Raw genomic sequence first — 23,584 nt, forward strand, 5'->3', positions numbered from 1 at the left:
ATTGTTTAGATTGTGACTCGTGTGACTTTCAAGCACAGAAGGATTCTCATGAAAACCACGCTCTCGCTCGCCCTCAGCGCTCTCCTCGTTGCCCCTCTCGCGGCCACGCTTCCCGCGGCCCCCGCGGATGGGGAGCCGTCCGCCTACGTCGTCGACCTCCTTGCCGCCCCGGCGCTCGAGGAGCCCACGACGCCGGAGCCGGACTCGGCCCCGGACCTTACGGATGAGACCACGGCTCCCGCGACCAGCGAGGAGGCCGCGCCTGATGACGGGGCGGGCGAGGACGCCGTCGGGAAGCCGGCCGAGGCCCCGAAGACGGACGCACCCGAGCTCGACGCGCCCGAGCAGGACGACGCGACGGCGGCGCCAGCTGCCCTGGCCCCCGGCGAGCTCGAATTTGACCTGGTGACGGAGCCGATGGAGACGAACGACTTCCTCGTGGCCGGTGTGACGTGGGAGGGCGCGTCACCCGAGGCGGTGGAGATCCGGACCCTGACCAACGGCGAGTGGGGCGAGTGGTACGCGCTCGACATCGAGGATGAGGGCGAGGGAACGCCGGGCACCGAACCTTACATGGCGGCCGGCTCGAGCGGTATCCAGGTGCGTGTGGCGGGGGCGAACCGGACCACGTCGCTCAGCCTTTCGCTCAATACCGGCGAGGGCACGGGCGGCACGGAGGAGCCGGCCGACGTCAGCGAGCCGGAGGTCACCCCCGAGCCCGAGACGGACCTCGAGCCGGCCACGAACGTCGACTCCCATACCGGGGCCGCGTTCATGCCGGCGCTCCTGCGCACGGACTCCACGTTCACCAATGCCGCCGCCACCGCGTTCGGCAACCCGGCGCGGGCGCCGCAGAAGGTGGGCATCGCCGCGCCGAAGGTGATATCGCGTGAGGAGTGGGGTGCGAAGAAGACGTCGTGGCCGCCGGAGACGGTTAAGCTGACCGGCGCGATCATCCACCACACGGCCGGAAATAACGTGTACACCGAGGCCCAGGGGCCCGCGATCGTCAAGGCGATTTGGAACTACCACGCATTCGGCCGCGAGTGGGGCGACATCGGCTACAACTTCCTCATTGACAAGTACGGCAACATTTACGAGGGCCGCACGGGCTCGCTCGCCTCGGCCGCGGGCCAGATGGTGATCGGCGCCCATGCCGCGCCCGCCAACACAGGCTCGGTGGGCATCTCGGTCATGGGCAACTACACCTCGATTGACCCCACGCAGGTCTCCCTCGATTCGGTGGCCACCGTGCTCGCCTGGCAGTTCGGCCGCGCCGGTTTAGACCCGTTCGGCACCTTCATCTACACCGACCACTCGGGCGTCAAGCGCTCCATCAACGCGATCAGCGGTCACCTTGATGTCGCTGCCACCGCCTGCCCAGCCCGCATTTATCCCAAGCTCGGCCAGATCCGCGCCGCGGTTGCCAAGCTCATCTCCGACAAGCAGGCCGCCCCAGGCACTCCGAATACTCCGAGCTACGTGGACGTGCCGGCGACGGCGGCATACAGCTACTCTGCCCAGTCTGGGCACGGCTGGCCCGCCACTGACGTGTGGGGGCTGGGAGACGCCAACGACGACGCTCTGGCCGATCTCCTCTTGCGCACGGCCGACGGTCGGCTCCTTTTCTACGCCGGGCGCGGCGAGGACCAGTTCATGCCCGGCCACCAGATTGGGCACGGCTGGCAGAACATGGCGAGCCTGGTGACCGGCATCGACTTCGACGGGGATGGGATCAACGACATCCTCGGCATCCACGCCGACAAGAGGCTGTACTTCTACCCCGGCAACGGCACGGGCGGCGTCAACCCCGGCCGCCAGATCGGCCACGGCTGGGCCTTCACCCACGTGTTCGGGGTCGCGCAGGGCCCGGGTGGCAAGCCGGCGCTGGTGGGGCTTAAGGTGGGTGGCGACCTTTACATTTACGCCACAAACGGCGCGGGCTCGTTCACCAAGACCTCCCACCCGGCGGGCAACTACGCTCACCTCAAGGGCGCCACGTTCGTGGGCGACTGGAGCGGCTCGGGCTACTCGGACGCGATCGCCATCGGCGCGGACAACAACCTCTACTACTACGCTGACATCACCGAGGGCGGCTACGGCAAGCGCGCCCGCATAGGTAGCCGGTGGAACGCGATGGCCCAGCTCGAGCTCGGCTACTCCGAAGGCAACCTGCACCGCTTCTACGCGATCACGAAGGGTGGGTTGCTCTACACCTACGGCTACGAGAGTAATCCCCGCTAGCGTCGGTAGATGAGGTACTCCCCCACCTGGTCCACAAGCTCGAAGCCGGCGTTTTCGGCATAGGGTTCGAACGAGTCGCCCGGGATGACGATCACCTGCACCGGGTAGGTGTCGAGCACGGCTTGGAGGTTGGCGTAGGCCTCGTCGCCCGGAGAGCTGATGAAGTAGTCGTAGGCGCTTTGATCAACAAGGTCCCAGTGGTAGTAGTCCGAGTGCCACGTGGTACCGAAGCGTGTGAGTACCGAGAGCGAGTGGACATGCGGGGCGTAGACGCGAAGGATCGAGGCCAGATAGTGGCGCCGATGCTTGAGCTCCACCCATTCGGGCGCAAGGACGTCGAGCGGCTCACCGGCCGCCATGTCCTCTAGGCGCTCGGAAAGCTGGGCCGTCTCTTTGGGGATGAGGTGCGGGTTGGCGGCCATAAAGCGGTAGGTCCCGATCGGATTGCCATACACGGGAACAGTGGAGGCCACGGCACCAAGCCCGAGCACCGCTGCGACCCCCAGTTGAAGGACGGCCTGCCGACGCACGCGCGCGAGCGCCAAAACGAGAGCCACAAAGCCGGCGATAAGGAGCGTGTAGTAGGCCGTGGTCTGGGCGCGCAGCGCCACGAAGTCGCTCATCGCCACGACCTCGAACACGTCGTTGACCTCGGGCACCGCCATCATCACGAACACGACGACCAGAACGATCCCGACGCGCAACCACTCCCGGGTACGGAAAAGCACTACGCCGGCGATCACCGCCGCCGCGGCCAGCCACACGAGCGGATTCGTGAGGTTCGCGATGAAAACCTCACTGACGTAGCCGTTGGTCGCAGGCGCCCCGGCCAGGGTCACGCCCGCGCCCGCGAAAAAGCCGATGAGCACCACCCCGCCGAAGGCCGCACGGCGGGTGCTAGTGAAGGCGTATGCCACGAGGTATCCCACGCCCGCCACGAGGATGACGGGCAGTGCAGCGGCCGCCTTACTGACGAGCGCCACGCAAATGACCGCCACCTGTGCGATCTGCCTCCAGCCGATCCGGCGCGCGGATAGGAACGGCGTGATGATCCACAGGATGCCCATCACCCGCACGATCGACCCGCCGAACCACATGGCCGAGTTGAACTGCCACAGGTCCTGAGCGGCGAGGATGTGCCAGTCCTCGATCGTGCGGTATTCAAAGGCAAAGAGGAGAAGGATCGAGGCGGCGTACTGGTAGAGGCCCTCGCGCGGCGGCTTTCCGAGCGAGCGGCCGAGCTCACGGGCGAACCACGCGATCGAGGCCGCGGCCAACAGGTAGTGGAACGTATTGAGCGTGGCGCGCATGAAAACCACCGGGTCGATGCCGGTGAGGTAGGCGTACACGCCCATCTCGGTCTGCACCGAGGACAGGTGGTAGGGGTTGAATCCCGGGGCGAGGTTGACGAAGCCCGTCCCGTAGATCATGTTGAACGGGTCCTCGGCCTGCGCGATCCCCGCAACTTTAAGCAGGTAGTAACCGTCGTCGGTGTTGTTGTTATTGAGGATGAGGTCGGTCTGCAGCAGGTAGATCGCGAACAGCGCCGCCGCCAGCACGAACAGGAAGTAGTTCTCGGCCAGCCACCGCCTTAGCGGCAGCGCCGTGGCCACCAGCCCGTGGCGCACCCACGCCACCGCCGTGTACGACGCCGTCGCCACACCTACCGCCGACACCGCCACGAGCGCCGGGGTGAAGGACAGCTCGAAGATCTGGATGGGGATCACCGCGAACGCGATGAGGAAGCTGTGCGCGATGTATCCGACCACAAGGTTTTGGGCGAAGGTCGAGGCGTCCTTACGCAAGGCAGAGCCGAAGCCATAAAAGAGAAAGACGAAGAGGGCGAAGATTCCCGCTCCCATCAGGTGGTCAATCATCGTCGCCCCCGCATCACGTTCGCAGCCTTCGCCGCCGTGCCGACCACCCCGTTCACCCGCAGGGAGTGGACGGTCTTGAGCCCGGTCATCCGCACGGTGTCGATGAGCTGGTGACGGACTTTTGGAAGCTCGTAGCGCTCGAGTACGGCCGCGGCGGCCGCGGGCGGCTCGTCGTCGTAGACGGGCGGGAAGAGGAAGGCGGCCTTGTGGCCGCGGCGGACCACGTGGCGCCAGGCGTCAACGAGGATCGCCTCGTAGGCTCGGCCCTGCAGGTCCGGCGAGAGGCTGAGCAACGCCGCCCGCTTGGCCTTGCGACCCATCCGCCGCCGCGCGGTCTCGTCCAGTAGGGCCTCGATCGCGGCAACCCACTCGTCCTCGCCAGACGCGAGGAGCCCGGTGGCGCCGTCGTCGATCGCCTCCCGGAAGGGCTGGGAGGGCGAGGCGACCGTAGGGGTCTCTACGAGCGCGGCCTCCAGCCACTTGATGGCGGACTTGGCCTCGTTGAAGATCGAGCCGGCGGTGAGCGGGGCGAGGTTGATGTCGACGTCGCGCAGGTAGCCCGGCAGCTCGTACCAGGGAACGAACGGCAGACGCACGATCCGGTCCGCGTACGGCTCGAGCGCCGCGCTTGGCTCGACCAGCCCGCCGAGCCACAGCTCCACATCATGCGCGCCCAGCACGCGCGCCACGGCCCCCTCGACGGAGGCCCAGTCGGCGTCGTGCGTCTTCGTGCCGGAGAAGAAGCCGATGCGCAGGCGGCCGGGGGTGCGCTCGCGACGGCATGCTTCTTCCGAGACGACGCCGAGCAGGTGGCCGATGCCGTTGGAGAATCGATGGGCGGGCACGCTGAGCAGGCGCTCCCCCTCGGCCGAGACGGTGTGGGTGGAGCCGACGAAGTAGTCGCAGTGGTCGAGCGTGGTGCGGTAACGGTGGATGCCGCGGATCCACAGTTCGCGCTCCGCGTCATCCAGGCTGGCAAGGTTGTCGAGGCCGGCCACGATGCCGGGATCGAAGATGAGGTCGTCCACATCTCCCAGGATGGGGATCGGCCGCTCTGCGGCTCGAATGTGCTCGATCAGCTCGAGGATCTGCGAGGTGGCGGGCACCCGGTAGAGGACCACCGCGTCGGCGGCAAGCGCGCCCGCTTCGAGCGCCGGGTCGCGGTAGTGCATCACCCGGGCGCGGATGCCACGTAGGGCGAGGGCCTCGGCGGGTAGGTGGGCCCGGTAGCGGGCCATCGCGCCCTGGATACCGATCACGAATACCACGTCACGGATTGCGGCCGCCACGCCGGCGCGCAGGATGGCATCGTCCGGCTCGGCCAGGAGATCGGGCGTGGGGCGGGCGAGGAGGCGGGCGTAGTAGCCCTCCACCTCGTCGATCTGCTCGTCAACCGTGCGGATCGGGGATGCCGAACCGCGGCCCGCGAGCGCGCTGGCCACAGCCGGGTCGGCCAGCTCCTCGAGCGCGGCGCGCAGGTCGGCAGCCGATCCGGAGGCGACCAGGCGGCCGTTCTCCTCGTCCGCGATCGCCTCCTCGGGGCCGAAGGAGTCGGTGGCGATCACGGCCATGCCGGCCTTCAGCGCCTCGCGCGTGACGATCGAGTGCGACTCGCGCATGACCGAGGGCAGGATGAGCACGTCGTGTTCGGCGAAGACACGCGGCAGGTCCTCGCGCCCGTAGGCGGGCCGGCTGGTCGCCCACTCAGGGAAGCCGTCGGCGGGCGTGTTGTAGAGGTCGAGCACGGTGCCCTCCGGCACGCGGGCCCCCGCGCAGGCCTCCCTCAACACCTCGTACCCCTTCATGGCGGCGTCCCCGCCGGTGTACATGAACCGCACGGGCCGCGCGAACGGCTCCCGGGCCTCTCCCGCGACGGCTTCCACCCCGTTCTCGTTGACGCCCGTACGTTCGATCGGCACTCCGTTGGCTACCATGAGGTCGCGCGCCGAGCGCGAGGGGAAGAGGACGAGGTCGGCGAAGCGTAGCTGCTGGGCGAGCCAGGCGTTACGCTCCTCTAGGTGCGTGCGGCCGGCCGCGCACTGGCAATCCCCCGCCGACACCACCGGGATACACGGCTCCCCCGAACGGTCCACGAGGAACTGCCGCGCGCACGTCCACCAAAAATCGTGCATGGTCACCACCACGGCGCACCCGTGATCGTGGGCGATCTTCAGCGCGCCCGCACCGATCGTTTGGATCGAGTGGAAGTGGACCACGTCCGGGCGCTGGCGCTCGAGGAACTCCTCGAAGGGAGCGTACATCGCCCGGTTGTCCACGTTCTTCGCGTCGAACCAGGCCAGCGCGTTGGAGTTACCCACCCACCGCACGGCCACCTCGCCCTGCCGTTCGTCGATCACCTCGCCTGGCTCGGCTCCCAGGCGCCCAGCGAAGACGCTCAGCTCATGCCCGCGCCTCGTCAGCTCAGTGGCGAAGCGATGCGGGACAAGAGCGCCGCCCGAGACGAAGTCGGGCGGGTAGTGGGCGGTGACCTGTAGGATCTTCATGCTCCGATGCTAACAGCCCGCGCGGACCGTAGGATGGTGCCCATGAGTGATGACAACGATTCCCTGCTGCGCCAGGCCCTGGCCGAGGAGGCAGACGAGGTGCGCGCGGCCAGCTCCGCGCTCATCGACGCCGAGCTTGAGGCCAAGCTCGCCCGCGCCTACGCCGACATCCGCGAGCGCGACGCCACGATCGCGGCCCTCACGCAGCGCGTGGCCGAGCTGGAGATGAAGAAGCTGCACATCCCGAAGTCCGCGGTCGAGGTGGTCAAGCCGATCGTGGATAAGCTACCCGAGCCGATGGCGAAAGTACCCTACGCCGCCTACCACGGCCTGAAGAAGCTGGCGCGCCGATGAAGGTGCTCGCGCTCCACGCCGGGCCAGCCAGCACCGATATCCCCGCCTGGGCTGCCTCGCTGCCGGCCGGGTGGGAGCTGGTGCGCGCGGAGGCGGGCGAGCACGGCGCCCCGCGCCCCAAGGACGTGACCTTCCCCGAGGATGAGCTGGTCTGGCTCCTGCCCGCCGGCGTCTCCCCCGCCACGGGCGCCATCGAGGCGCTCAGCGTGTGGCTGGCTCGCTCCCCCGGGCGCCCGGCGAGCGCGTTCTACGGCGACACTCTAGCCGCCGGTCACCCGCTCACCCGCCCGCGCGCCGAGAGGTACGCGCTGTGGGCGGCGGCCTCCGCTGGCGACTCGATCGTGGTCCGCGCCGGCCTCCTTCGCGCCACGCTCGCCGCCCTGGTGGATCCCGCCGAGTGGTGGTACCAGCTGCGACTCGCCGCCATCGACGACGGTCTGGAGCACATCCCCGTCTTCCTCGACTCCTGGGACGCCCCCGCCACCAGCGCCACCGACGCCGTCTTTGCGCCCGGCGTGGGGCCCGCGCCTTTCAGCTGGGCCGCCCGCGCCGCCGTGCTCGAGGCCCTGGCCTACGTGCGCGCCTCCGAGCGTGCCACCCCCGCCGGCGCCCGCCTCGCCCTGGGTGGGCCCACCGACCAGGCTTCCGTCTCGGTCATCATCCCCTCGATCGGCACCCCGATCACCACGCCCGAGGGAATCGAGCCCGCGCTCCTGCGCTGCCTGCGCTCGCTAAGCGAGACAACTGAGGTCAAAGAGATCATCGTGGTGGCCGGCCCGCGCATGCCCGAGACGGTGCTCGATCAGGCCGCCGACTTCGGCGTGCAGGTGGTACGCGTGGCGGGCCAGTTCAACTTCTCCGCTTCCATCAACGCCGGCGCCGCCGCTGCGAGCGGCACCCACCTCCTGCTCCTCAACGACGACGTGGAGGCGACCTCCCCCGGCTGGCTCGACTCCCTGCTCGGCCTGGCCACCCTTGGCGATGTGGGGGCCGTGGGCGCCCGCCTCATGTTCCCGGGCGGTACAATCCAGCACGCCGGGATCGTGGTCAGCCCGCGCAACCTCGAGCCCAACCACCTCTATATGGGCCTGCGCCCGGAAGACATCGCCGACCCCGTGGCCAGCGGCCTCGCCCACTTCCTCGCCGTCACGGGCGCCTGCCTGCTCGTCTCGCGGGAGAATTTTCACGCCGTGGGAGGGCTTACCGAGGAGCTGCCGCTCAACTACAACGACGTCGACTTCTGCCTCAAGCTCCACGCCTGCGGCCTGACCAACCTCCAGGACAACGCGGTCTCGCTCATCCACCGCGAATCCACCACGCGCACGCACGTGCTGACAGACAGGGAGGCTGGCTGGATGGCCCAGTGGGAGCCGTGGATCGGGCAGGACCCCTACGTCAACGTCTGGGGCTAACCGCGCTGGACCGCATACTTAGTTGCGCGTGAGGTATCGCCGCACCTGCGCGGCCGTGGCACGCAGGCCGCGCTCGCGCACCGAGCGCACCGCCTTGCGCGCCAACACCCGGTACCCGCGCCCAGGGCCCGGGCCCTGCTCCCCCTGCCCGCGCCGGCCGAGCGGCCGGTCGGCAGCCTCCCACGGGTCGCGGCAGTAGGCCGCGAGTGCCGCCAGGGTCCTCTCCCATGTGAAGTCCGCCGCCACCTCCGCGACGTTTCGGGCGCAGGCCGCGCGTTCGGCGTCGTCGGTGAGGAACTCCCGGAAGGCCCGGGCCATCGCGTCCGCGTCCTGCGTGGGCACCGCGCGTCCGAGCCCGCGCTCGGCCACGAGCTCGGCGAAGAAGTCGCCCTCGCTGGTCACGATCGGCAGCCCGGCCCACAGGTAGTCGAGCATGCGAGTGCGGAAGGAGAAGTCGGTTTCCAGGCCCGGAAGGTGGGCGGAGACGGCCAGGTCGGCGTCGAGAAGGTAGTTGTGCCGGTCGGCGTACTCCACCCACTCCTCGTTGAAGAAGACGTGAGTGTCGGTCAGGCCCAACCGGTCGGCGAGCTCGCGGGCGTTGCGCAGCATTTGCATCTCGGGCACATCGGGGTTGGGATGCTTGGCGCCCATGAACAACAGGCGGACGTTCGGCACGTCGGCGCGCACGGCGTCCACCGCGCGGATCACGGTTAGCGGGTCGAACCAGTTGTAGACCCCGCCGCCCCACACGATCACCCGGTCATCCGCGCCGATCCCGTCGATCACCCCGCGTACCGCCGCCCGTGTCCGCACCGGCGGTGTGGAGGAGATTCCGAAGGAAACGACGTCGATGAGGTGGCGCAGCTGCGGATCATCATCGTAGGTAAGGGGGTTGATGCGGCCCAGCGCGGCGAGGTGGCCCAGCCACAAGTCGCGTTGCTTGTTCGAGGCGCACAGGAAGAAGTCCCCGCCGCGCACCTGTGCGTTCAGCTCGCCGAGCGCGTGGTCGATGGCGCGCTGGCGCTCATCCATCGGGTGGAAGCGCTCCACCTGAAGGGACTCGATGTGGAACGGATCGTACAGGTCCACCACCAGCTTGAAGGCGGAGGTAGCCAGCCACGGGAAGGTGCGCACCAGGTATCCCTGGATGATGACCACGTCCGGTTGCCCAAGCTCACCGCGGAAGTCCTCCACGCGCGTGCGGCGCAGCCGAAAGCCCTCCCCCTCGCGCTCGACAGCACCGAAGGTGAAGACCTCCACCTCATGCTCGGAGCTCAGCAAACCCGCCATTTCCCACACGCGGATGGCGGGGCCGGCCATCTTCTGGCCGAAGGTGTCAAGGGTGACGATCGCGATCCGCATCATGCCTCCAAGTGTGGCTTGCCGGGGCGTCCCCAGTGGTCCTGCTCGTCGCGGCCGGGCATCGACCAGCGCCCATCCAAAATCACATACCCACCCGACTCGAAGGGCACGCCGTTGCGCACCGCGATCCCGTTCGCCTCGCGTACGTAGTCGTAGACATGCTCGGTAGTCGTGTTCACCACCGAACCGTCGATCGTGTACAGGCCCGGCTGGAGCACCAGGTTCGGCACTCGCAGGTCGATCGTGCCCGGACCCTCGATGAAGTCGATGCCAAAGTGCTGGTCGCGGGTGTTGTTGCCCCACAGGTAGGTGCCGTCGTTGGAGGACAGGGAAAAGCCGAAGACGGGCCGCTCGATGCGCTCGTGGGCGGTGTAGTGCAGGCGGAAGATGAGCTCTTCGCCCGTGCGCACCGAACCCATCACCGGGCTGCCGTCCCCGCGCAGCACCTCCACCTGGTCCACGCGCGCCTCGCCGCTTCCCCAACGCACGCGCCCCGCATCGTCAATGCCGGTGAAGAAGCGGGTGGAGTCGGCGTAGTCGTCCAGCACGTCCTCGGCCGGGCCCACCTTTTGCAGCACGCCCTCCTTGAGCCACGCGGCGTGATCCGCCATTTGCTTCAGCTGCGGAACGGAGTGGGAGACGACGACGACCGTGCGGCCCTCATTCTTCAAGTCCACGAACTTCTTGGTGCATTTCTCCTGGAAGGCCGCATCCCCGACGGCGAGGATCTCGTCCACTAGCAGGATGTCCGGCTCGGTGTGGATTGCCACGGAGAAGCCCAGGCGCACGTACATACCAGAGGAGTAGTTTTTGACCGGCTGGTCAATGAAGGCCTCCACGCCGGAGAAGGCGATGATCTCATCCAGGCGGGCGTCGATGTCGGCGCGGGACATGCCCAGGATAGAGCCGTTGAGGTAGATGTTGTCGCGGCCCGACAGCTCGGGGTGGAAGCCGGAACCGACCTCGAGCATGGCCGCGATCTTGCCGTTGCGGGTGATGGTGCCCGAGTTGGGCACGAGGATCTTCGCGATGCACTTGAGCAAGGTGGACTTGCCCGAACCGTTGTCGCCCACCAGCGCGAACGTGGAACCCTGCGGCACGTCAAGCGAGACACCCTTGAGTGCCTGGAAGTCCTGGTGGACGGAGCGACGCCCGCGCATGATGGCGGACTTGAGCGTGTTGTTGCGCTCGGAGTAAATCTTGAAGGACTTCGTGACGTCCCGGACCTCGACAGCGTTCACAGCACCTCCGCAAGGTAATCCTGGCGCTTGGTAAACGCGTGCCAACCCCAGACGAACACCACCGCGCTGGCCAGCGCCATGATGCCGAACACCGGCCAGTCGGGCCAGCGCCCGTCGTAGAGCAGGTTGCGGAAGATCGCAGCGAAGTGCACGAACGGGTTAAGGTTGTAGATATCGATGATCGAGATCGGGCCGATGATCGGGCCCACCGAATCCGAAACGTCGCGCACGTACGTGACCGGGTAGACGATCGGGCTGGCGTAGAAGCCGAGCTGGAAGAGGATCCCCATGAAGTGTTGCACGTCGCGGAAGTACACGTTCGCTATCGCCGCGAAGAAGCCAAGGCCGGTGGCGAAGAAAGCCAACATGAGCGTGGTCACTGCCACGATCGGGATGTAGATGAGGATGTTCGAGCCGAGGATGAGGATCGCGATCGCCAAGATCGCCAGCTCGAGGGCATGCTGGTAGAGGGCCGCGGAGGTGTTGGACACCACCAGCACCCAGCGGGGGAAGTAGACCTTCTTGATGAGGTTTTCGTTCCCCGTCACGGCGTCCATCGCGCCGTTAACCACGTTGGAGAAGAACGTCCAGGGAAGCAGCCCGCACAGGAGCCAGATGACGAACAGGTCCAGCCCCGAGGGCGACCCTGGCGGCACGTTGACTCGGATGACGATTGCGAAGACGAAGCTGTAGACGATCATCAGGGCGATCGGGTTGGCGAGCGACCACAGTTGCCCCAGGGCCGTGCGCTTGTACTTGCCCTTGATCTCGCGCAGCGTGAGATTGCGAAGCAGCTCCTTTGAGCTTCGCACTTCCTCAAGAATCGTCACGTGGTTATGTTCCTTGGATCTCTATAGGGAAGCCCGAGGGGCGCGCGTGGCGCCCCTCGGGCTTATGCGGTCTAGTTCGCGTCGCCGATCACCAGGCGCGGGGTTCCCACCCACAGGGCCGGGTCGGTCACGCGGCGGCCATCGAAGAGCACCTTGATGCCCGGGAAGTCGGCAGGAGTCACGCTCTTGTACTGGGCGTGGTCGGCCTGCACGACGACGGCGGCCACCTCCTCGCCCAGGTGGTAGGCGTCCCAGCCGAACGTGGCAAGCTCCTCGTCGGTGAACATCGGGTCGTGGACCGTGACCTCGGCGCCGCGCTCGCGCAGCGCGTCGACGGTGGCGAAGATGCCGGAGAACGCCGTCTCCTTCACGCCACCTCGGTAGGAGGCGCCGAGTACGGCCACCTTCTGGCCCTTGAGGTCGCCGAGCAGGGACTCGACTCGGCCCACCACGTATTCGGGCATGCCAGCGTTGTACTGGCGAGCCGTGCGCACGATCGACGCGTCCGGGTCCGTGGACAGGTACAGGCGCGGGTAGACCGGGATGCAGTGCCCGCCCACCGCGATGCCCGGGCGGTGGATGTGAGAGTAGGGCTGGGAGTTACAGGCGTCGATCACCCGCTGGACGTCGATGCCCACCGAGTCGGCGTAGACGGCGAACTGGTTAGCCAGGCCGATGTTGACGTCGCGGTAGGTGGTCTCGGCCAGCTTGGCCATCTCGGCGGCCTCGGCCGAGCCCATGTCCCACACGCCGTTCTCGCGCGGCAGGTCCGGGCGGTCGTCGAAGGTGAGCACGGACTCGTAGAACTCGATCGCCGCCTTGGTGCCGGCCTCGCTCAGGCCACCCACCAGCTTCGGGTAGCGGCGCAGGTCTTCGAACACGCGGCCGGTGAGCACGCGCTCCGGGGAGAAGACGAGGTGGAAATCCTTGCCCTCGGTCAGGCCCGAGATCTCTTCGATCATGGGCTTCCAGCGGCCACGCGTGGTACCGACCGGCAGGGTGGTCTCGTACGAAATAAGGGTGTTCGGGGTGAGGTGCTCAGCCAGGGACTTCGTGGCCGCGTCCATCCAGCCGAAGTCCGGCTCCCACGTGGCATCGTTGACGAAGAGTGGCACCACCAGCACGATTGCCTCAGCATCCGGGATCGCCTCGGCGTAGTTGGTGGTTGCGCGGAGCTTGCCGGCCGGAACCAGCTCGGAGAGCTTCTCCTGCAGGTGGGCCTCGCCCGGGAACGGCTCGGTGGCCTCGTTGATGAGGCGCACGGTCTCCTCGTTCACGTCCACACCAATGACCTCGTGGCCCATGTCGGCGAACTGGACGGCGAGCGGCAGGCCGATCTTGCCCATCGCGATAACAGCAATACGCATAATTCACTCCTTATTTGGCTGATATAAGACTACTGCACCTGGCCAGGTGGCGCCGCTATCTGCGCATCGCTGGCAAGTGAGATGCGCTAATTGGCCAGCGCGAACGCCGGCGCTCAGCGCAGGACCCTGGCGACCTCGGACGTGCGATCCAGCCACCGCTCGGTATTGCGCACCTCGCGGGCGCGGGCCTGCAGAGCGGCAAGCTGGTCGGGGTGGGCGAGCCAAGAGCGTAGCAGCGCCTCTAGCGCATCGGCGTCGTAGTCAAGAGCCACGCCCACACCCAGACGTTCGCACTCGCGGCCCGCGTGCGTGTGCTTCGTGGTGATAACGGGCTTGCCGAAGGACAGCGCCTCATAGAACTTCATCGGCGCAGCGAACTCCCGGTATTCGCTCGGCTCAACGAACAGTAGCGCCGCCGAGGTCTCATCGTAGAAGGCTGGCATCTCTTTGTTGGAGGCATGAACGATCCGGATGTTGTCGCCCATGTATTGCCAGTAGTCTGCCTTGACCGAGTCCCATCCGGCCTTCGGGAAGCACGCCGTCAGCCGCACCTCGGGCACCCGTTTGACCGCCTTGAACAGCTCCTCCATCCGGTAATGCGGGCCGATTCCCCCCACGTAGAACAGAGACAGCTGGTCGGGATAGGCGGAGTCGACCGGCGTCGTCCCGGGGGGAAGCGGCGTACACCGCCCGGAAAACGCAGGCAACAGCGTCCCCATCTTCGCGGTCGGGACAAACAGGTGGGCGCCCGTCTTGTCCATGAGCGCCAGGTCGAAACGGTACAGGATCCGCATGATGAACTTTCGTAGCGGCGCCACCGTGGTGAGCTGGTCGGGGAACATCCAGTACACGTCACGGTAGAACTGGCCGAAGGGGATACCGTGGCGCTTGAAGTAGGCGAAGATGCGCGGCTCGATCAGGGGATCGACTCCCTTCTTGACCGACGTGGCCAGGCAGTTGGGGGACGTGGAGGACTCGGAGTATGCGAAGGCCACCTTCTGGCCCGCCCTCACCCGTTTCTTCAGCTCGGAAAAAGCGCGCCGGCGCTCGTTGGGGTTGCCGACAATCTCATGGACGTCGTAGTTCTCGCGGAACGCCTGAAGCATGCGGGCGGGCCGGACGCGCGAAGCGCTTGAGGCGTTCCAGTCCATCGGGTAGGGAGCGTGGTAGACCATCAGTTCTTTCATCACACGATTCCTCACGTCATTTCCGCGGGCATGTGCCGCCACATTGCCCGATCAACACTAGCATTAAAGCCGTCGCCTTCCGGGGGATTCGGCGCTAATCGGTGGTCGCCGGATGCGCAGCCGCCAGGCGATGAGGATTCGCCCACCAGTTCGTGGGCTGGATCGGTCCACACCCGGTAATCTTCCACAGGGTTCCCCCGCCTGTGCTGGCGATTTCTTCCAGTCCGTTTGTGGCGCCGTAGAGTCCTGGCCAGGTCTGCGCCCGGTCCTTCTTCTGGAAGAGGAGCGGGGCATCGGAGTAGTAGTACCCGATTCCGTAGGTGTGCAGGATCTCGCACACCTTCGGGTCGAGGCTGGCAAAGTTCTGGCGCAGGTAGTCGGCGTCGGGATCTTTCGCGCGGTAGTTGACCTGCGGGAAGACGACGCCGATCCGCGAGTACGCCGGTCCGTAACCGATGCCGGTAGTTGGGTCGCCCAGGATGACCGAGTCCGGGGGCACGAGCTTGTCGAGCGAGGACAGTAGCTCGATCTCGGTGCGCGAGTCGATGATCTTATCGTGACCGATCGGCGGACGGGCATCGGCATAGAGGCTAGCCCTCAGACCGCCACCAATCAGGAAGGAGGCGAGCACGACGACGCCAAACCTCCAGCCTCGCACCCACTGCTCGAGTGCGAGGGCAATGAGCGGGGCCGTGAAGATCGTCTGGATGGCCATGGCCCGCTTCGGGTCGTGGTACCAGATGCCGGCGATGTCCGAGAACACATTACCGTCCACGTAGGCGCCGAACACGATGAGCCACTGCGCCAGCCACGCCACCAAGAGCCAGCGCCCCTCGCTCACCCGCCACGCCGATCGCGCCACGAACACCACGGCCGCTACCGCAATAACGACGCCGATCACGCCGGCCACGACCAGCGCCACGGGCACGTCCGCGAGCTGCTCACGCAAGGTATTAAGGCGTTCGGCTGTGTTCCAGGAGCGCGGATGCGGGCGGGCGAGGAAGAGTTGCACGCGCGGGTGGAGGGTGAGCAGTCCGCCCACCAGGAGAACGGCGGCGCTGAGCACCGCGAGCACCGCCCAGATCCGCGAGCGCTCCCGCATCCCGCGTACTGTACCCACCACGATGAGCGCGCCCGCGATGGGGACGAGCGGCCACAGGGCGGCGAACACGGCGCCCGGGTGGGCGAGCCCCATCCCGACGCCGGCAACGACAATCAGCGTGACCGGGGCAACGGCGTCGCGGGCCCGCATCGGCAGGGAACGCACGGCAAGGATCCCCACGGCGTAGATGGCGGGGATGACGGCCACGGCGATGGCGTTGGGCCAAAAGCCGCGCGCGACTGTCATGAAGTTCGGGAAGTAGGGCAGGATCGCCCCGACGATCGGCGCGGCCACCCCAGCGCGCGGGCGGCCGGGGAGTGCGGCGCGCACGAAGGCATCCATGCCCACAAGCCAGACGATCGGAATCACGACGTAGGCGAAGGCATGCGAGGCAAGCAGGATGTGGGAGTTGCCGAAGAGGGCGAGGAGCGCGTGCCAGACCACGGGGTAGGTGGCGGGCGCGGCACTCACGCCGTAGTTCCAGCCCATCGCGGACAGGGCGGAGGCGTCGCCCGTGTGGACGATCGCGTTCACCCCGTTGTAGTGGAACATGGGGTCGGCCTGTGAGCTGGGGACGTTCGGGTCGATGAGCGCCAGGATGGGGGCGATGAGGAAAAGGGCAGCGAGGACGAGGGACAGGCGGCGCGGGCGATCCACGGCCCGGTCCCTCAGGGACTCCCACGCGGCGTTGACGGGCGCCATGCCGCGCCGGCCGAGCGCGCAGACACCGGCGAGGAACGCGGCGGCGCCCAGGAAGACGGGCCACCCCCAGCGGATGCCGGCAGCATGCGCCGCGATTCCTCCGAGCCCCACGGCAGCGAAGCTGAGCGCGGGGGCAAGGACGAGCGCGACGGCGCGCGAGGCGCCCCCGGCGCGTGCGGTAACGAAGCCGGGAAGATAGCAGGCGGCGGCGATGCCGGCGGCGTACGCCATCAGGCCCAGATAGTCGATGATCATGCCCACGCGGTTCCTCCTTCGGGTCAAGACTAGCGGAGCCCCGCGCTATGCTTAACCCATGACTCCACGGATCCTCGTCATCTCTTTTTCCAAGATCGCCTCGGACGCACGCGTGCTCCGGGAAATTTCTGTGGTGGCTAAGCACGGCCACGTGACCACTGTGGGTTACGGCCCCAAGCCCGCGGGTTCGGATGAGCATCTTCAGCTGCCGGACAAGGCCGTCTCTCTGCCGCAGACCCCGCTCGGCGTGCTCAAGCTCGCACTGCGCATGCACAAGTCCGTGGAGTTGGATGCACCCGGCACCCGTGCGGCCCTCGCGCTCATCGGGGATCGCACCTTTGACCTGGTGATCGCCAACGACGCCCGGGCCCTGCCGCTCGCGTTCGCCGTGCGCGGGCAGGCACCCGTATGGGCCGACCTGCACGAGTGGGCGCCCGAGGAGCGTACGCACGTCACCTCCTGGCGCCTGCTCGTGGCGCCGTTCATGGACTACGCTTGCAAGACATATCTTCCGCAGACCGCCGCCCAGTCCACGGTGGGTGAGGAGATCGCCTCGCTCTACCGCGAGCGCTACGGGGTTACTCCCAGGCTCGTGCGCAACATGGCACCGTTCGCTGACCTCGAGCCCAGCCCCATGCGCGAGGACGGGGTCATCCGGCTGGTCCACTCCGGCGGCGCCGTGTTCGGGCGCAACATCGAGGCGATGATCGCCGGGGCCGTGGACGCGGGCGATAAGGTCACGCTTGATCTCTACCTCATCCCGGCGAACGACGGCGGCGCCTACCTGCGCAAGCTTAAGGAGATCGCCGGCGATAACCCGCGCATCACCTTCCACGGCCCGGTCAAGCCGGACGAGCTGCCCGCCACGCTCAACGCCTACGACGTGGGCATCTTCTGGATCCCACCGTTCAACACAAACGCCCGCCTGACGTTGCCCAACAAGATCTTCGACTTCATCCAGGCTCGGCTCGCCGTGGCCGTCGGACCCACCGTGGAGATGGCGCGGCTCGTGGAACGCTACGGGCTCGGCCTGGTGACCGAGGACTTCGAGCACGACACGATCGTGAATGCCATCCAGAGCCTGACGCGAGAGCAGGTGGAGCAGTGGAAGCGGGCCTCGACAGCCTGCGCGCGCGAGCTCTCCTTCGAGAACGAGTCGCGTACGATCGACTCGATTATTGGCGAGTTGCTCGGGGGCTCAGAGCCCGCTTGACGCCCTCCAGGGCCGTGCGGCCCGTCTGCCGCAGCGAGTGGGACTCGACCACCCACGCCCTTCGGCGCCGGCGATCCTCATCGCCCCGAGGCTTCTCAAGCGCGGCCAGCATGGCCGAGGCGACCTCATCGACGTCGTAGGCAACCACCGCCCCCAGGCGCTCGCTGACGATCGGCTCGCGCAACGGGCCAGGGCCACAGTAGACAACGGGGGTGCCCACCGCCAGGGCCGAGTAGACCTTGGTCGGCATTGCGAAGTCGTAGCCGAGTCCCGGCTTGATCGACACCAGCGCGCTGACCGCACCGCGCTGCCAGGCGGCCGCCTCCTGCGCATCCACCCGGCCCAGCTGGGTGATGACACCCGTGGGTAGCTCGCGCGCGATCGCGTCGATCGCCTCGGCCGAACTGCCTTGGCCGAGGTACACGAGCTTCGCATCCGGGCGCTGGGCGTGAACCTTGCGCATGGCCTGGGCGAAGATTTCCGCCCCCTGCCACTCAGAGGCCGTCCCCGCGTACACGAAGTACGGCCCCTCGGCGTCGGCAGGCGTGGGGCCTTCCATCGTGAACACGTCGGTGTCAATCCCGTTGGTGGCCACAGTCACGTGCGTGTGGCCGAGCTCGCCGAGGCGGGCGGCCACCGCGTCGGAGACGGTGACGACATGCGCCGCTCCCCCGATAGCCCAGTTCTCCACCCAGCGCAACACCTTGACCACCGGCGCGGGCGCGGAGGTCTGTGCCGCGTCCGCCCAGATGTCCGGCACGTAGTAGACATAGGGGACGCGACGGATCGTGCAGGCGATCCGCGTGAAGAAACCGGTGGTGGGCGGCGGCTCGCAGATCACGACGTCGGGGCGCGGCACGGCGAGCAGGCGCACGAAGGCCGGCAGGTCAAAGCTCATGTAGGGCAGGTAGCCGCGCACATACCCCTCCGAGTCACGGAGCACGCGGCGCCGGCTGACCCGGATCCCCGGCTCGTTGCCCGTCTCGGTCAGAGCGTTGGGGATGTCGCTGGTGATAACCAGCGTCTTACCGCCGTCCTCGGCTATCGCCCGGGCGAGGGCGCGCAGGCGGAAGCTCGCAGCGGCCGGCTCGGGCACGTAGATACGGGAAACAATGACACACCTTGTCATAGCACCACATCCTAATATCGATTGCCGGGGCGTGGGGGAGGCAAGGACTATGATTGACACCCACCTCAAAGAATCTATGTCCCCTCATTCCATCCTCTAAAATGACTCACATGAAGATCCTTAGCGTCGTGGGCGCACGCCCGCAGTTTGTCAAGCTTGCCCCCATCGCGCACGCGTGTGAGCGCGCAGGCGTCGAGCATATCATCGTCCACACCGGCCAGCACTACGACCCGATGCTCTCGGATGTGTTCTTCGACGAGCTCGGCATCCCGGCCCCCGACGTCCACCTCGGCGTCGGCTCGGGCAGCCACGGCGAGCAGACCGGCAAAATGCTCGAAAAGCTCGACGGTGTGTTGTTGGATTACAAGCCCGACTGGGTTCTCGTCTACGGTGACACGAACTCGACGCTTGCCGCCGCCGTCTCCGCTGTCAAGCTTCACTTTCCCATCGCCCACCTAGAGGCCGGCCTGCGCTCCTTCAATAGGCTCATGCCCGAGGAGCACAACCGGGTGCTCACCGACCACGCCGCGGACCTCCTGCTCGCTCCCACCCAGGTGGCCGCCGAGCACCTCGCCCACGAGGGCCTCGCCGAGCGCACCGTGGTGGTCGGCGACGTCATGACCGACGTCCTTCTCACCGAGGTGGCCCAACTCGACGAGACCTACTCCCCGATCGCCGCAGAGCTGGGGCTGGAGAACGGAACCTTCTCCATTGCGACCATCCACCGGGCGGAGAACACCGACGGCGGCGAGCGCCTCGCCGCCGTGCTCTCCTCGCTCGAGCAGGTCGATCACACCGTCGTGATCCTCGCCCACCCGCGCCTTGTCGCCAAGTGCGCCGAGCACGGCCTTACCCTTGGCGGCGGCAATCTCGTGACCCACCCGCCGGTGCCCTACAGCCAGTTGCTCGCCACGGTGCGCCACGCCCGCGGCGTGATCACCGATTCGGGCGGTCTGCAGAAGGAGGCATTCCTCCTGCGTACCCCGTGTACCACGGTTCGCACCGAGACCGAATGGGTAGAGACGGTTCAGCTCGGCTGGAACGTGCTGGTCGAGCCGGGCGATGCCCTCATCGAGGCGGCCTCGCGCCCTCGACCGGCAGACACGGACGCCACGCCGTACGGCGACGGGCATGCAGCAGACCGCGTCGTCGGGTTGCTCCAGGATCGGGTCCGCTAGGCAGGCCGCACATCGGCTGGGTCCGCGTTGCCGTGGCAACGCGGACCCATTCTTATGCGCTCTAGCGCACGGAATCCAACGGAGGCTGAATCACGGATAGCCTCCGGTCTCGGACATTCCACCAGTTCGGAGCCTCGGCTCGCCCAGGGCAGCCGGTGATCTGCCACAATCGAGCTCCGTCGACCTCCGCCACCAGGTGGAAATAGCCGTTGGACGTGTCCACCGAGTGCAGGCCGGGCACTGATTCAGCACCGTTGATGCCCTGGTATGTAATGGGAGCGTCCTCATAGTAGTAGTTGATGCCGTAGGCGTTCAGCACCTGGCAGACCCGGGGGTCGTACTCGATACTCCTCAAACCATTGGCTAGGATCTTGCCCTCGACGTCAACGTTGCGAACGACGATCGAGGAGAAGACTGAATCGATCGGCCCGAACGCCGGCGCATAGGCGATGCCCGAGGTCGGATCGCCCACCACGATGGAGCGCTTCGGAATGTAGTCATCCAAGTGAGCGATGAAGTCCAGCTCGGCACGTGATTTGAGAATCTGATCCGCACCGAATTTCGGTTTGGCTTGCGCGTACACCGTGGGCTTGTTGTACACAAACGACGCGCAGAACAGAACGACGATCAGAGCGGCCGCCATGCCACCGACAAACGCGGGACGCCGAGCGATCACGTCCGTCTGAGCGCTCATCGAGCGCGCCGGGGCACCCTTGGTTGCGAACCTGGAAAGCCAGCCGATCACCTCGGAGGCGGCAAGCGCAAGGATGAGTGCCAGGAAGATCACCTGGACGGCGAAGAGCCGGTAGGCATTGTGATACCACAGGCCGGCCACCGAAGTGAGCGGGCCGAGGGGGAAGAACGCGCCGAGGATCAGGAGCGTTTGCATCACCCATGCTAGGGCGATCCAATAGAGGTGGCGTCGGCGGATCACTACACGCAGCCCTATCACAATTGCGGATACCATGACGATGCTCGCACCGGCTAGCACGATGGGATTCCTGCCGACGGGCCAGACGGCGAGCGCTGACACGAGCCGCGCCGAAACATCGTCCCAGCCACGCGGCATACTCCGGCCGAGATAGTCACGCACGATTGACGAACTGAGCGCGAGGGCGAGAGCGGCTACCATCGCCAGGACCACCAGGACGGTGAGCAAGATTCCCTTGCGGCCCTGCATAGCGTTTAGCCGATCACGCATGGCATGCACGACAACCATGATGACTGCCGGGATCGCTATCCAGCCGAGGGTGAAGGCGGTCGAGGGGTGCGCCGCCGCCACGCCGACAACTCCGACGGCCACCACAGCTACCGAGAGGAGGAGGATCTCCTTGGCATTCTGCCTTCCTCCCCAACGGTAACGGTGATACGCCGCGACCACCGCACCCATCACGGCCGGGGTGGCGGCAAGCGCCAGGGAATTCGGCCACAAGCCGTTAACCACGGTAAGGTATCCCGGAAATATGGGGAAAGCGAGCAACATGACTGGCACGAGCATCGCGGCGATTGGGTGGTACGGAAGTGCCTTGGTTGCGAGATAACTCATGCCGACCACCCAGATGATCGGAATCACCACGAAGGCCAGGACGTGCGAGGCAGGCACAATTGTTCCAGTCGCGGCCACAAGGGAGACGATCCCGTGCCACACGGAGGGGTAGACGGTACCCGCAACCCGGATGCCGTGGTTCGTGTCCATCGCACCGAACATGGAGGCGTTCTCTCTGAGCAACACGGCGTTCACACCGTTGTAGTGGAACATCGGATCCGGGCTCCAGCTGGGAACCGTGGGATCCATGAGGATCAGGATCGGGGCCAGCATGACCAGCAACACCGCCACCGGGAGGCCGATGGCCACCGCCATGGTCTTTCGCGGATATGCGCCATAGGGAGCTCTATCCGCACCAAACACCGCGGATACGTGACGTCGCACGATCGCACATATCAAGATCACCAGCACAGACAGGAGCGCGAAACTTGCGCGATTCCAGCCCACGTCACCGTCGTTGAGGACAATTGCGCCAATGCCGACGATCGCCATCGTCCAGGCCGGCGCCAGGGCAAACGAGCCGAAGCGCGGGAAGCGGAGGAAGCGGAGAGCGATGTAACCGGGTAGAAAAACAACCGCCATCAGCGCCAGAAAAAGGCCAGCGTAGCCAGCCCAGGTGCCCAGATACCCCACAGTTTCTCCATCTCTGTTCGTGCTTTGCTTGTTTTAGTCTGCTCCACGAGGTAGCCGTCCTCAATCATGTCGCCGCTGTACGCGGTGTGAGATTAGCTAGCCTCCCGCGTGGCTGACCCGTGCGCGCGAAGCTGCCTAGCTGGCCGCCCGGGGAAGGGAAGCGCTGGGTTGCCCTCACGCCTCGGAGCTGTCCGCAGTCCGGTCAAAATCGCGTGCCGCCCATAGCGCCATCACAATCATGAATCCCAGCAATCCCGCCATCATCCAGCTCATCGCGGCGATCGTTCCGAGGAGCCCAAACGGGTTGATCGCCAGGAGTGCCAGGGGCGCGGCGGCGAAGACCACGGAGAAGGCGAGAAGCCATTGTTGCTTCGAGGTGACCACGAATACGGTCGAGATCGGCGAGGTAATGAGCTGAAGCGCCAGCCAAGGGGTGAGAGCCCGCGCGAAATCGCCCGCTTGGTCCCACTGCGGACCGAAGACAAAGGTGAACAGCCACGGCGAGACGATGTACAGCGCGATGAAGGGAGGGATTCCGAACACGGCCGAGCGCAATGTGGTCCTCCCCACCAGAAGCCTCATTCCTCCCGGTTTGATCGCGGCAAGTTCCCGGTAGAAGACCTGGGAGATGGCTCCGTTGATGAGCCCGATGGGAACCTGCAGAGTCCGCCACGCAAGGTTGAACTGGCCCAACCCGCTCACGGCCACGAGCCCCACGAGCATCTGAATGCCGTTGACCCGCACCGCGTCAACAAGCGCGTTAGGCAGGTTCAGCAGTGGCATCTTTTTATACTTCTTCGCCACGTACGCCAGCGAGGGGGCGTCCTCCCCCACGGGCTGGCGGAAATCCTTCGCTTTCGCGTTCAGCCGGAAGAAGGCCCAGGCCTGCCCCACGAGCGTTCCAAACAGGAGGCCCTGCATCGATACCATCCCCGCTACCCCGAAGCCGAGCTGTCCGCCCGCGGAGCCCACGGTCTGCTCGACCCGGTTGATGGAGATGGCCTTGTAGTTACGCGTCCGGTTGTGCCAATACTGCAGGATGGTAACCTGAGCGACGAGGAAGATGCTGAGCCCGCCAACGGGCAACCAGTCGGCCACGACCCGGTTTCCCCAGAGGTCGAACACCCAGTTGCGCAGGAATACAGCTGCCAGCGCGAACGCGACCGAGATGATGACGTTGATCCGAGTCGCGAGCTTGCCAACTACCCGCGCTTCCTCATCCGAGTCCGGAAGCACGATCGTCATGTCGTAGCGCAGGCTGGCTATAGCGGTCACGACGCCGGTGATCGAGCCGTAGATCGCGAAGGCGCCAAAGTCTTCCGGGGAGAAGATGCGGGCCGTCAACAGCGAGATGAGGATCGCGATGAGTTGAGCGAGAGTGGACCCCGTCAACAGGACGAGAACGTTTTTGAACACGGGCCGGTGCTCTAGCTGATTGGTCGCCCACC

General features: G+C 66.5%; 16 protein-coding genes. 5 read left to right on the plus strand and 11 right to left on the minus strand.

The window, feature by feature from the left end:
- Positions 1–48: 48 nt before the first annotated feature.
- Positions 49–2,244 carry an N-acetylmuramoyl-L-alanine amidase gene (locus AQZ59_RS05265; protein WP_062613627.1) on the plus strand — a complete coding sequence of 732 codons (2,196 nt, stop codon included), beginning with the start codon at positions 49–51 and terminating at the stop codon, positions 2,242–2,244.
- Here the strand turns inward: AQZ59_RS05265 and AQZ59_RS05270 are convergent.
- Both AQZ59_RS05270 and AQZ59_RS05275 read right to left on the minus strand, forming a co-directional pair.
- Positions 2,241–4,121 (minus strand): hypothetical protein, encoded by a 1,881-nt coding sequence (locus tag AQZ59_RS05270; protein ID WP_062613628.1) that lies wholly within the window; start codon positions 4,119–4,121, stop codon positions 2,241–2,243. The two genes, AQZ59_RS05265 and AQZ59_RS05270, sit on opposite strands and share 4 nt — an antisense overlap.
- Complete coding sequence (locus AQZ59_RS05275; RefSeq protein ID WP_062613629.1) at positions 4,118–6,625, minus strand: glycosyltransferase; 2,508 nt, start codon at positions 6,623–6,625, stop codon at positions 4,118–4,120. The genes AQZ59_RS05270 and AQZ59_RS05275 overlap by 4 nt, the downstream gene beginning before the upstream one ends.
- Positions 6,626–6,667: 42 nt before the next feature.
- Between AQZ59_RS05275 and AQZ59_RS05280 the strand changes: the two genes are divergently transcribed.
- Together AQZ59_RS05280 and AQZ59_RS05285 are read left to right on the plus strand one after the other, a co-directional pair.
- A complete protein-coding gene (locus AQZ59_RS05280) occupies positions 6,668–6,979 on the plus strand; it encodes a hypothetical protein (RefSeq protein WP_062613630.1) in 312 nt (103 codons plus the stop codon).
- A complete protein-coding gene (locus tag AQZ59_RS05285; protein ID WP_062613631.1) occupies positions 6,976–8,391 on the plus strand; it encodes a glycosyltransferase family 2 protein in 1,416 nt (471 codons plus the stop codon). Before AQZ59_RS05280 ends, AQZ59_RS05285 begins: the two co-directional genes overlap by 4 nt.
- Before the next feature lie 18 nt (positions 8,392–8,409).
- Here the strand turns inward: AQZ59_RS05285 and AQZ59_RS05290 are convergent, their stop codons facing one another.
- The 6 genes from AQZ59_RS05290 to AQZ59_RS05315 all read right to left on the minus strand — a co-directional run bounded on the left by AQZ59_RS05290 (position 8,410) and on the right by AQZ59_RS05315 (position 16,437).
- Positions 8,410–9,756 (minus strand): glycosyltransferase family 4 protein, encoded by a 1,347-nt coding sequence (locus tag AQZ59_RS05290; protein ID WP_062613632.1) that lies wholly within the window; start codon positions 9,754–9,756, stop codon positions 8,410–8,412.
- Positions 9,753–10,994 (minus strand): ABC transporter ATP-binding protein, encoded by a 1,242-nt coding sequence (locus tag AQZ59_RS05295; RefSeq protein WP_062613633.1) that lies wholly within the window; start codon positions 10,992–10,994, stop codon positions 9,753–9,755. The genes AQZ59_RS05290 and AQZ59_RS05295 overlap by 4 nt, the downstream gene beginning before the upstream one ends.
- Positions 10,991–11,824 (minus strand): ABC transporter permease, encoded by an 834-nt coding sequence (locus AQZ59_RS05300; RefSeq protein WP_068538812.1) that lies wholly within the window; start codon positions 11,822–11,824, stop codon positions 10,991–10,993. Before AQZ59_RS05300 ends, AQZ59_RS05295 begins: the two co-directional genes overlap by 4 nt.
- Before the next feature lie 71 nt (positions 11,825–11,895).
- The gene (locus AQZ59_RS05305; protein WP_062613634.1) at positions 11,896–13,191 is read right to left on the minus strand and encodes a nucleotide sugar dehydrogenase; all 1,296 of its coding nucleotides are present in this window, start codon (positions 13,189–13,191) and stop codon (positions 11,896–11,898) included.
- 113 nt (positions 13,192–13,304) lie between these two features.
- A complete protein-coding gene (locus AQZ59_RS05310) occupies positions 13,305–14,378 on the minus strand; it encodes a glycosyltransferase (RefSeq protein WP_082661177.1) in 1,074 nt (357 codons plus the stop codon).
- Between the two features lie 94 nt (positions 14,379–14,472).
- Positions 14,473–16,437: a DUF6541 family protein gene (locus AQZ59_RS05315; protein ID WP_152994723.1), complete on the minus strand. Its 1,965-nt coding sequence runs from the start codon at positions 16,435–16,437 to the stop codon at positions 14,473–14,475.
- Positions 16,438–16,495: 58 nt separating this feature from the next.
- Between AQZ59_RS05315 and AQZ59_RS05320 the strand changes: the two genes are divergently transcribed.
- On the plus strand, positions 16,496–17,650 hold the full coding sequence (locus AQZ59_RS05320) for a glycosyltransferase family protein (RefSeq protein WP_062613636.1): 1,155 nt from the start codon (positions 16,496–16,498) through the stop codon (positions 17,648–17,650).
- Here AQZ59_RS05320 and AQZ59_RS05325 read toward each other — a convergent pair.
- Positions 17,613–18,779 carry a glycosyltransferase family 4 protein gene (locus AQZ59_RS05325; RefSeq protein WP_062613637.1) on the minus strand — a complete coding sequence of 389 codons (1,167 nt, stop codon included), beginning with the start codon at positions 18,777–18,779 and terminating at the stop codon, positions 17,613–17,615. The two genes, AQZ59_RS05320 and AQZ59_RS05325, sit on opposite strands and share 38 nt — an antisense overlap.
- A 110-nt stretch (positions 18,780–18,889) precedes the next feature.
- Here AQZ59_RS05325 and wecB point away from each other — a divergent pair, with 110 nt between their 5' ends.
- On the plus strand, positions 18,890–19,957 hold the full coding sequence (wecB, locus tag AQZ59_RS05330) for a non-hydrolyzing UDP-N-acetylglucosamine 2-epimerase (protein ID WP_062613703.1): 1,068 nt from the start codon (positions 18,890–18,892) through the stop codon (positions 19,955–19,957).
- Between the two features lie 61 nt (positions 19,958–20,018).
- On the opposite strand, the gene AQZ59_RS05335 is transcribed toward wecB, so the two are convergent.
- Complete coding sequence (locus AQZ59_RS05335) at positions 20,019–22,085, minus strand: DUF6541 family protein (RefSeq protein ID WP_148132426.1); 2,067 nt, start codon at positions 22,083–22,085, stop codon at positions 20,019–20,021.
- 225 nt (positions 22,086–22,310) lie between these two features.
- Positions 22,311–23,552, minus strand: a complete 1,242-nt coding sequence (locus tag AQZ59_RS05340; RefSeq protein WP_236698675.1) for a lipopolysaccharide biosynthesis protein — start codon at positions 23,550–23,552, stop codon at positions 22,311–22,313.
- Between the last annotated feature and the right edge of the window lie 32 nt (positions 23,553–23,584).

It is taken from the genome of Trueperella bernardiae, assembly GCF_001469025.1.
Lineage (GTDB): Bacteria > Actinomycetota > Actinomycetes > Actinomycetales > Actinomycetaceae > Trueperella > Trueperella bernardiae.

Coding starts and splice junctions, on each gene's coding strand:
- wecB (WP_062613703.1), top strand. CDS start 18,890: ATGAAGATCCTTAGCGTCGTGGGCGCACGCCCGCAGTTTGTCAAGCTT.
- AQZ59_RS05320 (WP_062613636.1), top strand. CDS start 16,496: ATGACTCCACGGATCCTCGTCATCTCTTTTTCCAAGATCGCCTCGGAC.
- AQZ59_RS05285 (WP_062613631.1), top strand. CDS start 6,976: ATGAAGGTGCTCGCGCTCCACGCCGGGCCAGCCAGCACCGATATCCCC.
- AQZ59_RS05280 (WP_062613630.1), top strand. CDS start 6,668: ATGAGTGATGACAACGATTCCCTGCTGCGCCAGGCCCTGGCCGAGGAG.
- AQZ59_RS05265 (WP_062613627.1), top strand. CDS start 49: ATGAAAACCACGCTCTCGCTCGCCCTCAGCGCTCTCCTCGTTGCCCCT.
- AQZ59_RS05315 (WP_152994723.1), bottom strand. CDS start 16,437: ATGATCATCGACTATCTGGGCCTGATGGCGTACGCCGCCGGCATCGCC.
- AQZ59_RS05290 (WP_062613632.1), bottom strand. CDS start 9,756: ATGATGCGGATCGCGATCGTCACCCTTGACACCTTCGGCCAGAAGATG.
- AQZ59_RS05310 (WP_082661177.1), bottom strand. CDS start 14,378: ATGAAAGAACTGATGGTCTACCACGCTCCCTACCCGATGGACTGGAAC.
- AQZ59_RS05275 (WP_062613629.1), bottom strand. CDS start 6,625: ATGAAGATCCTACAGGTCACCGCCCACTACCCGCCCGACTTCGTCTCG.
- AQZ59_RS05325 (WP_062613637.1), bottom strand. CDS start 18,779: ATGACAAGGTGTGTCATTGTTTCCCGTATCTACGTGCCCGAGCCGGCC.
- AQZ59_RS05270 (WP_062613628.1), bottom strand. CDS start 4,121: ATGATTGACCACCTGATGGGAGCGGGAATCTTCGCCCTCTTCGTCTTT.
- AQZ59_RS05335 (WP_148132426.1), bottom strand. CDS start 22,085: ATGGCGGTTGTTTTTCTACCCGGTTACATCGCTCTCCGCTTCCTCCGC.
- AQZ59_RS05305 (WP_062613634.1), bottom strand. CDS start 13,191: ATGCGTATTGCTGTTATCGCGATGGGCAAGATCGGCCTGCCGCTCGCC.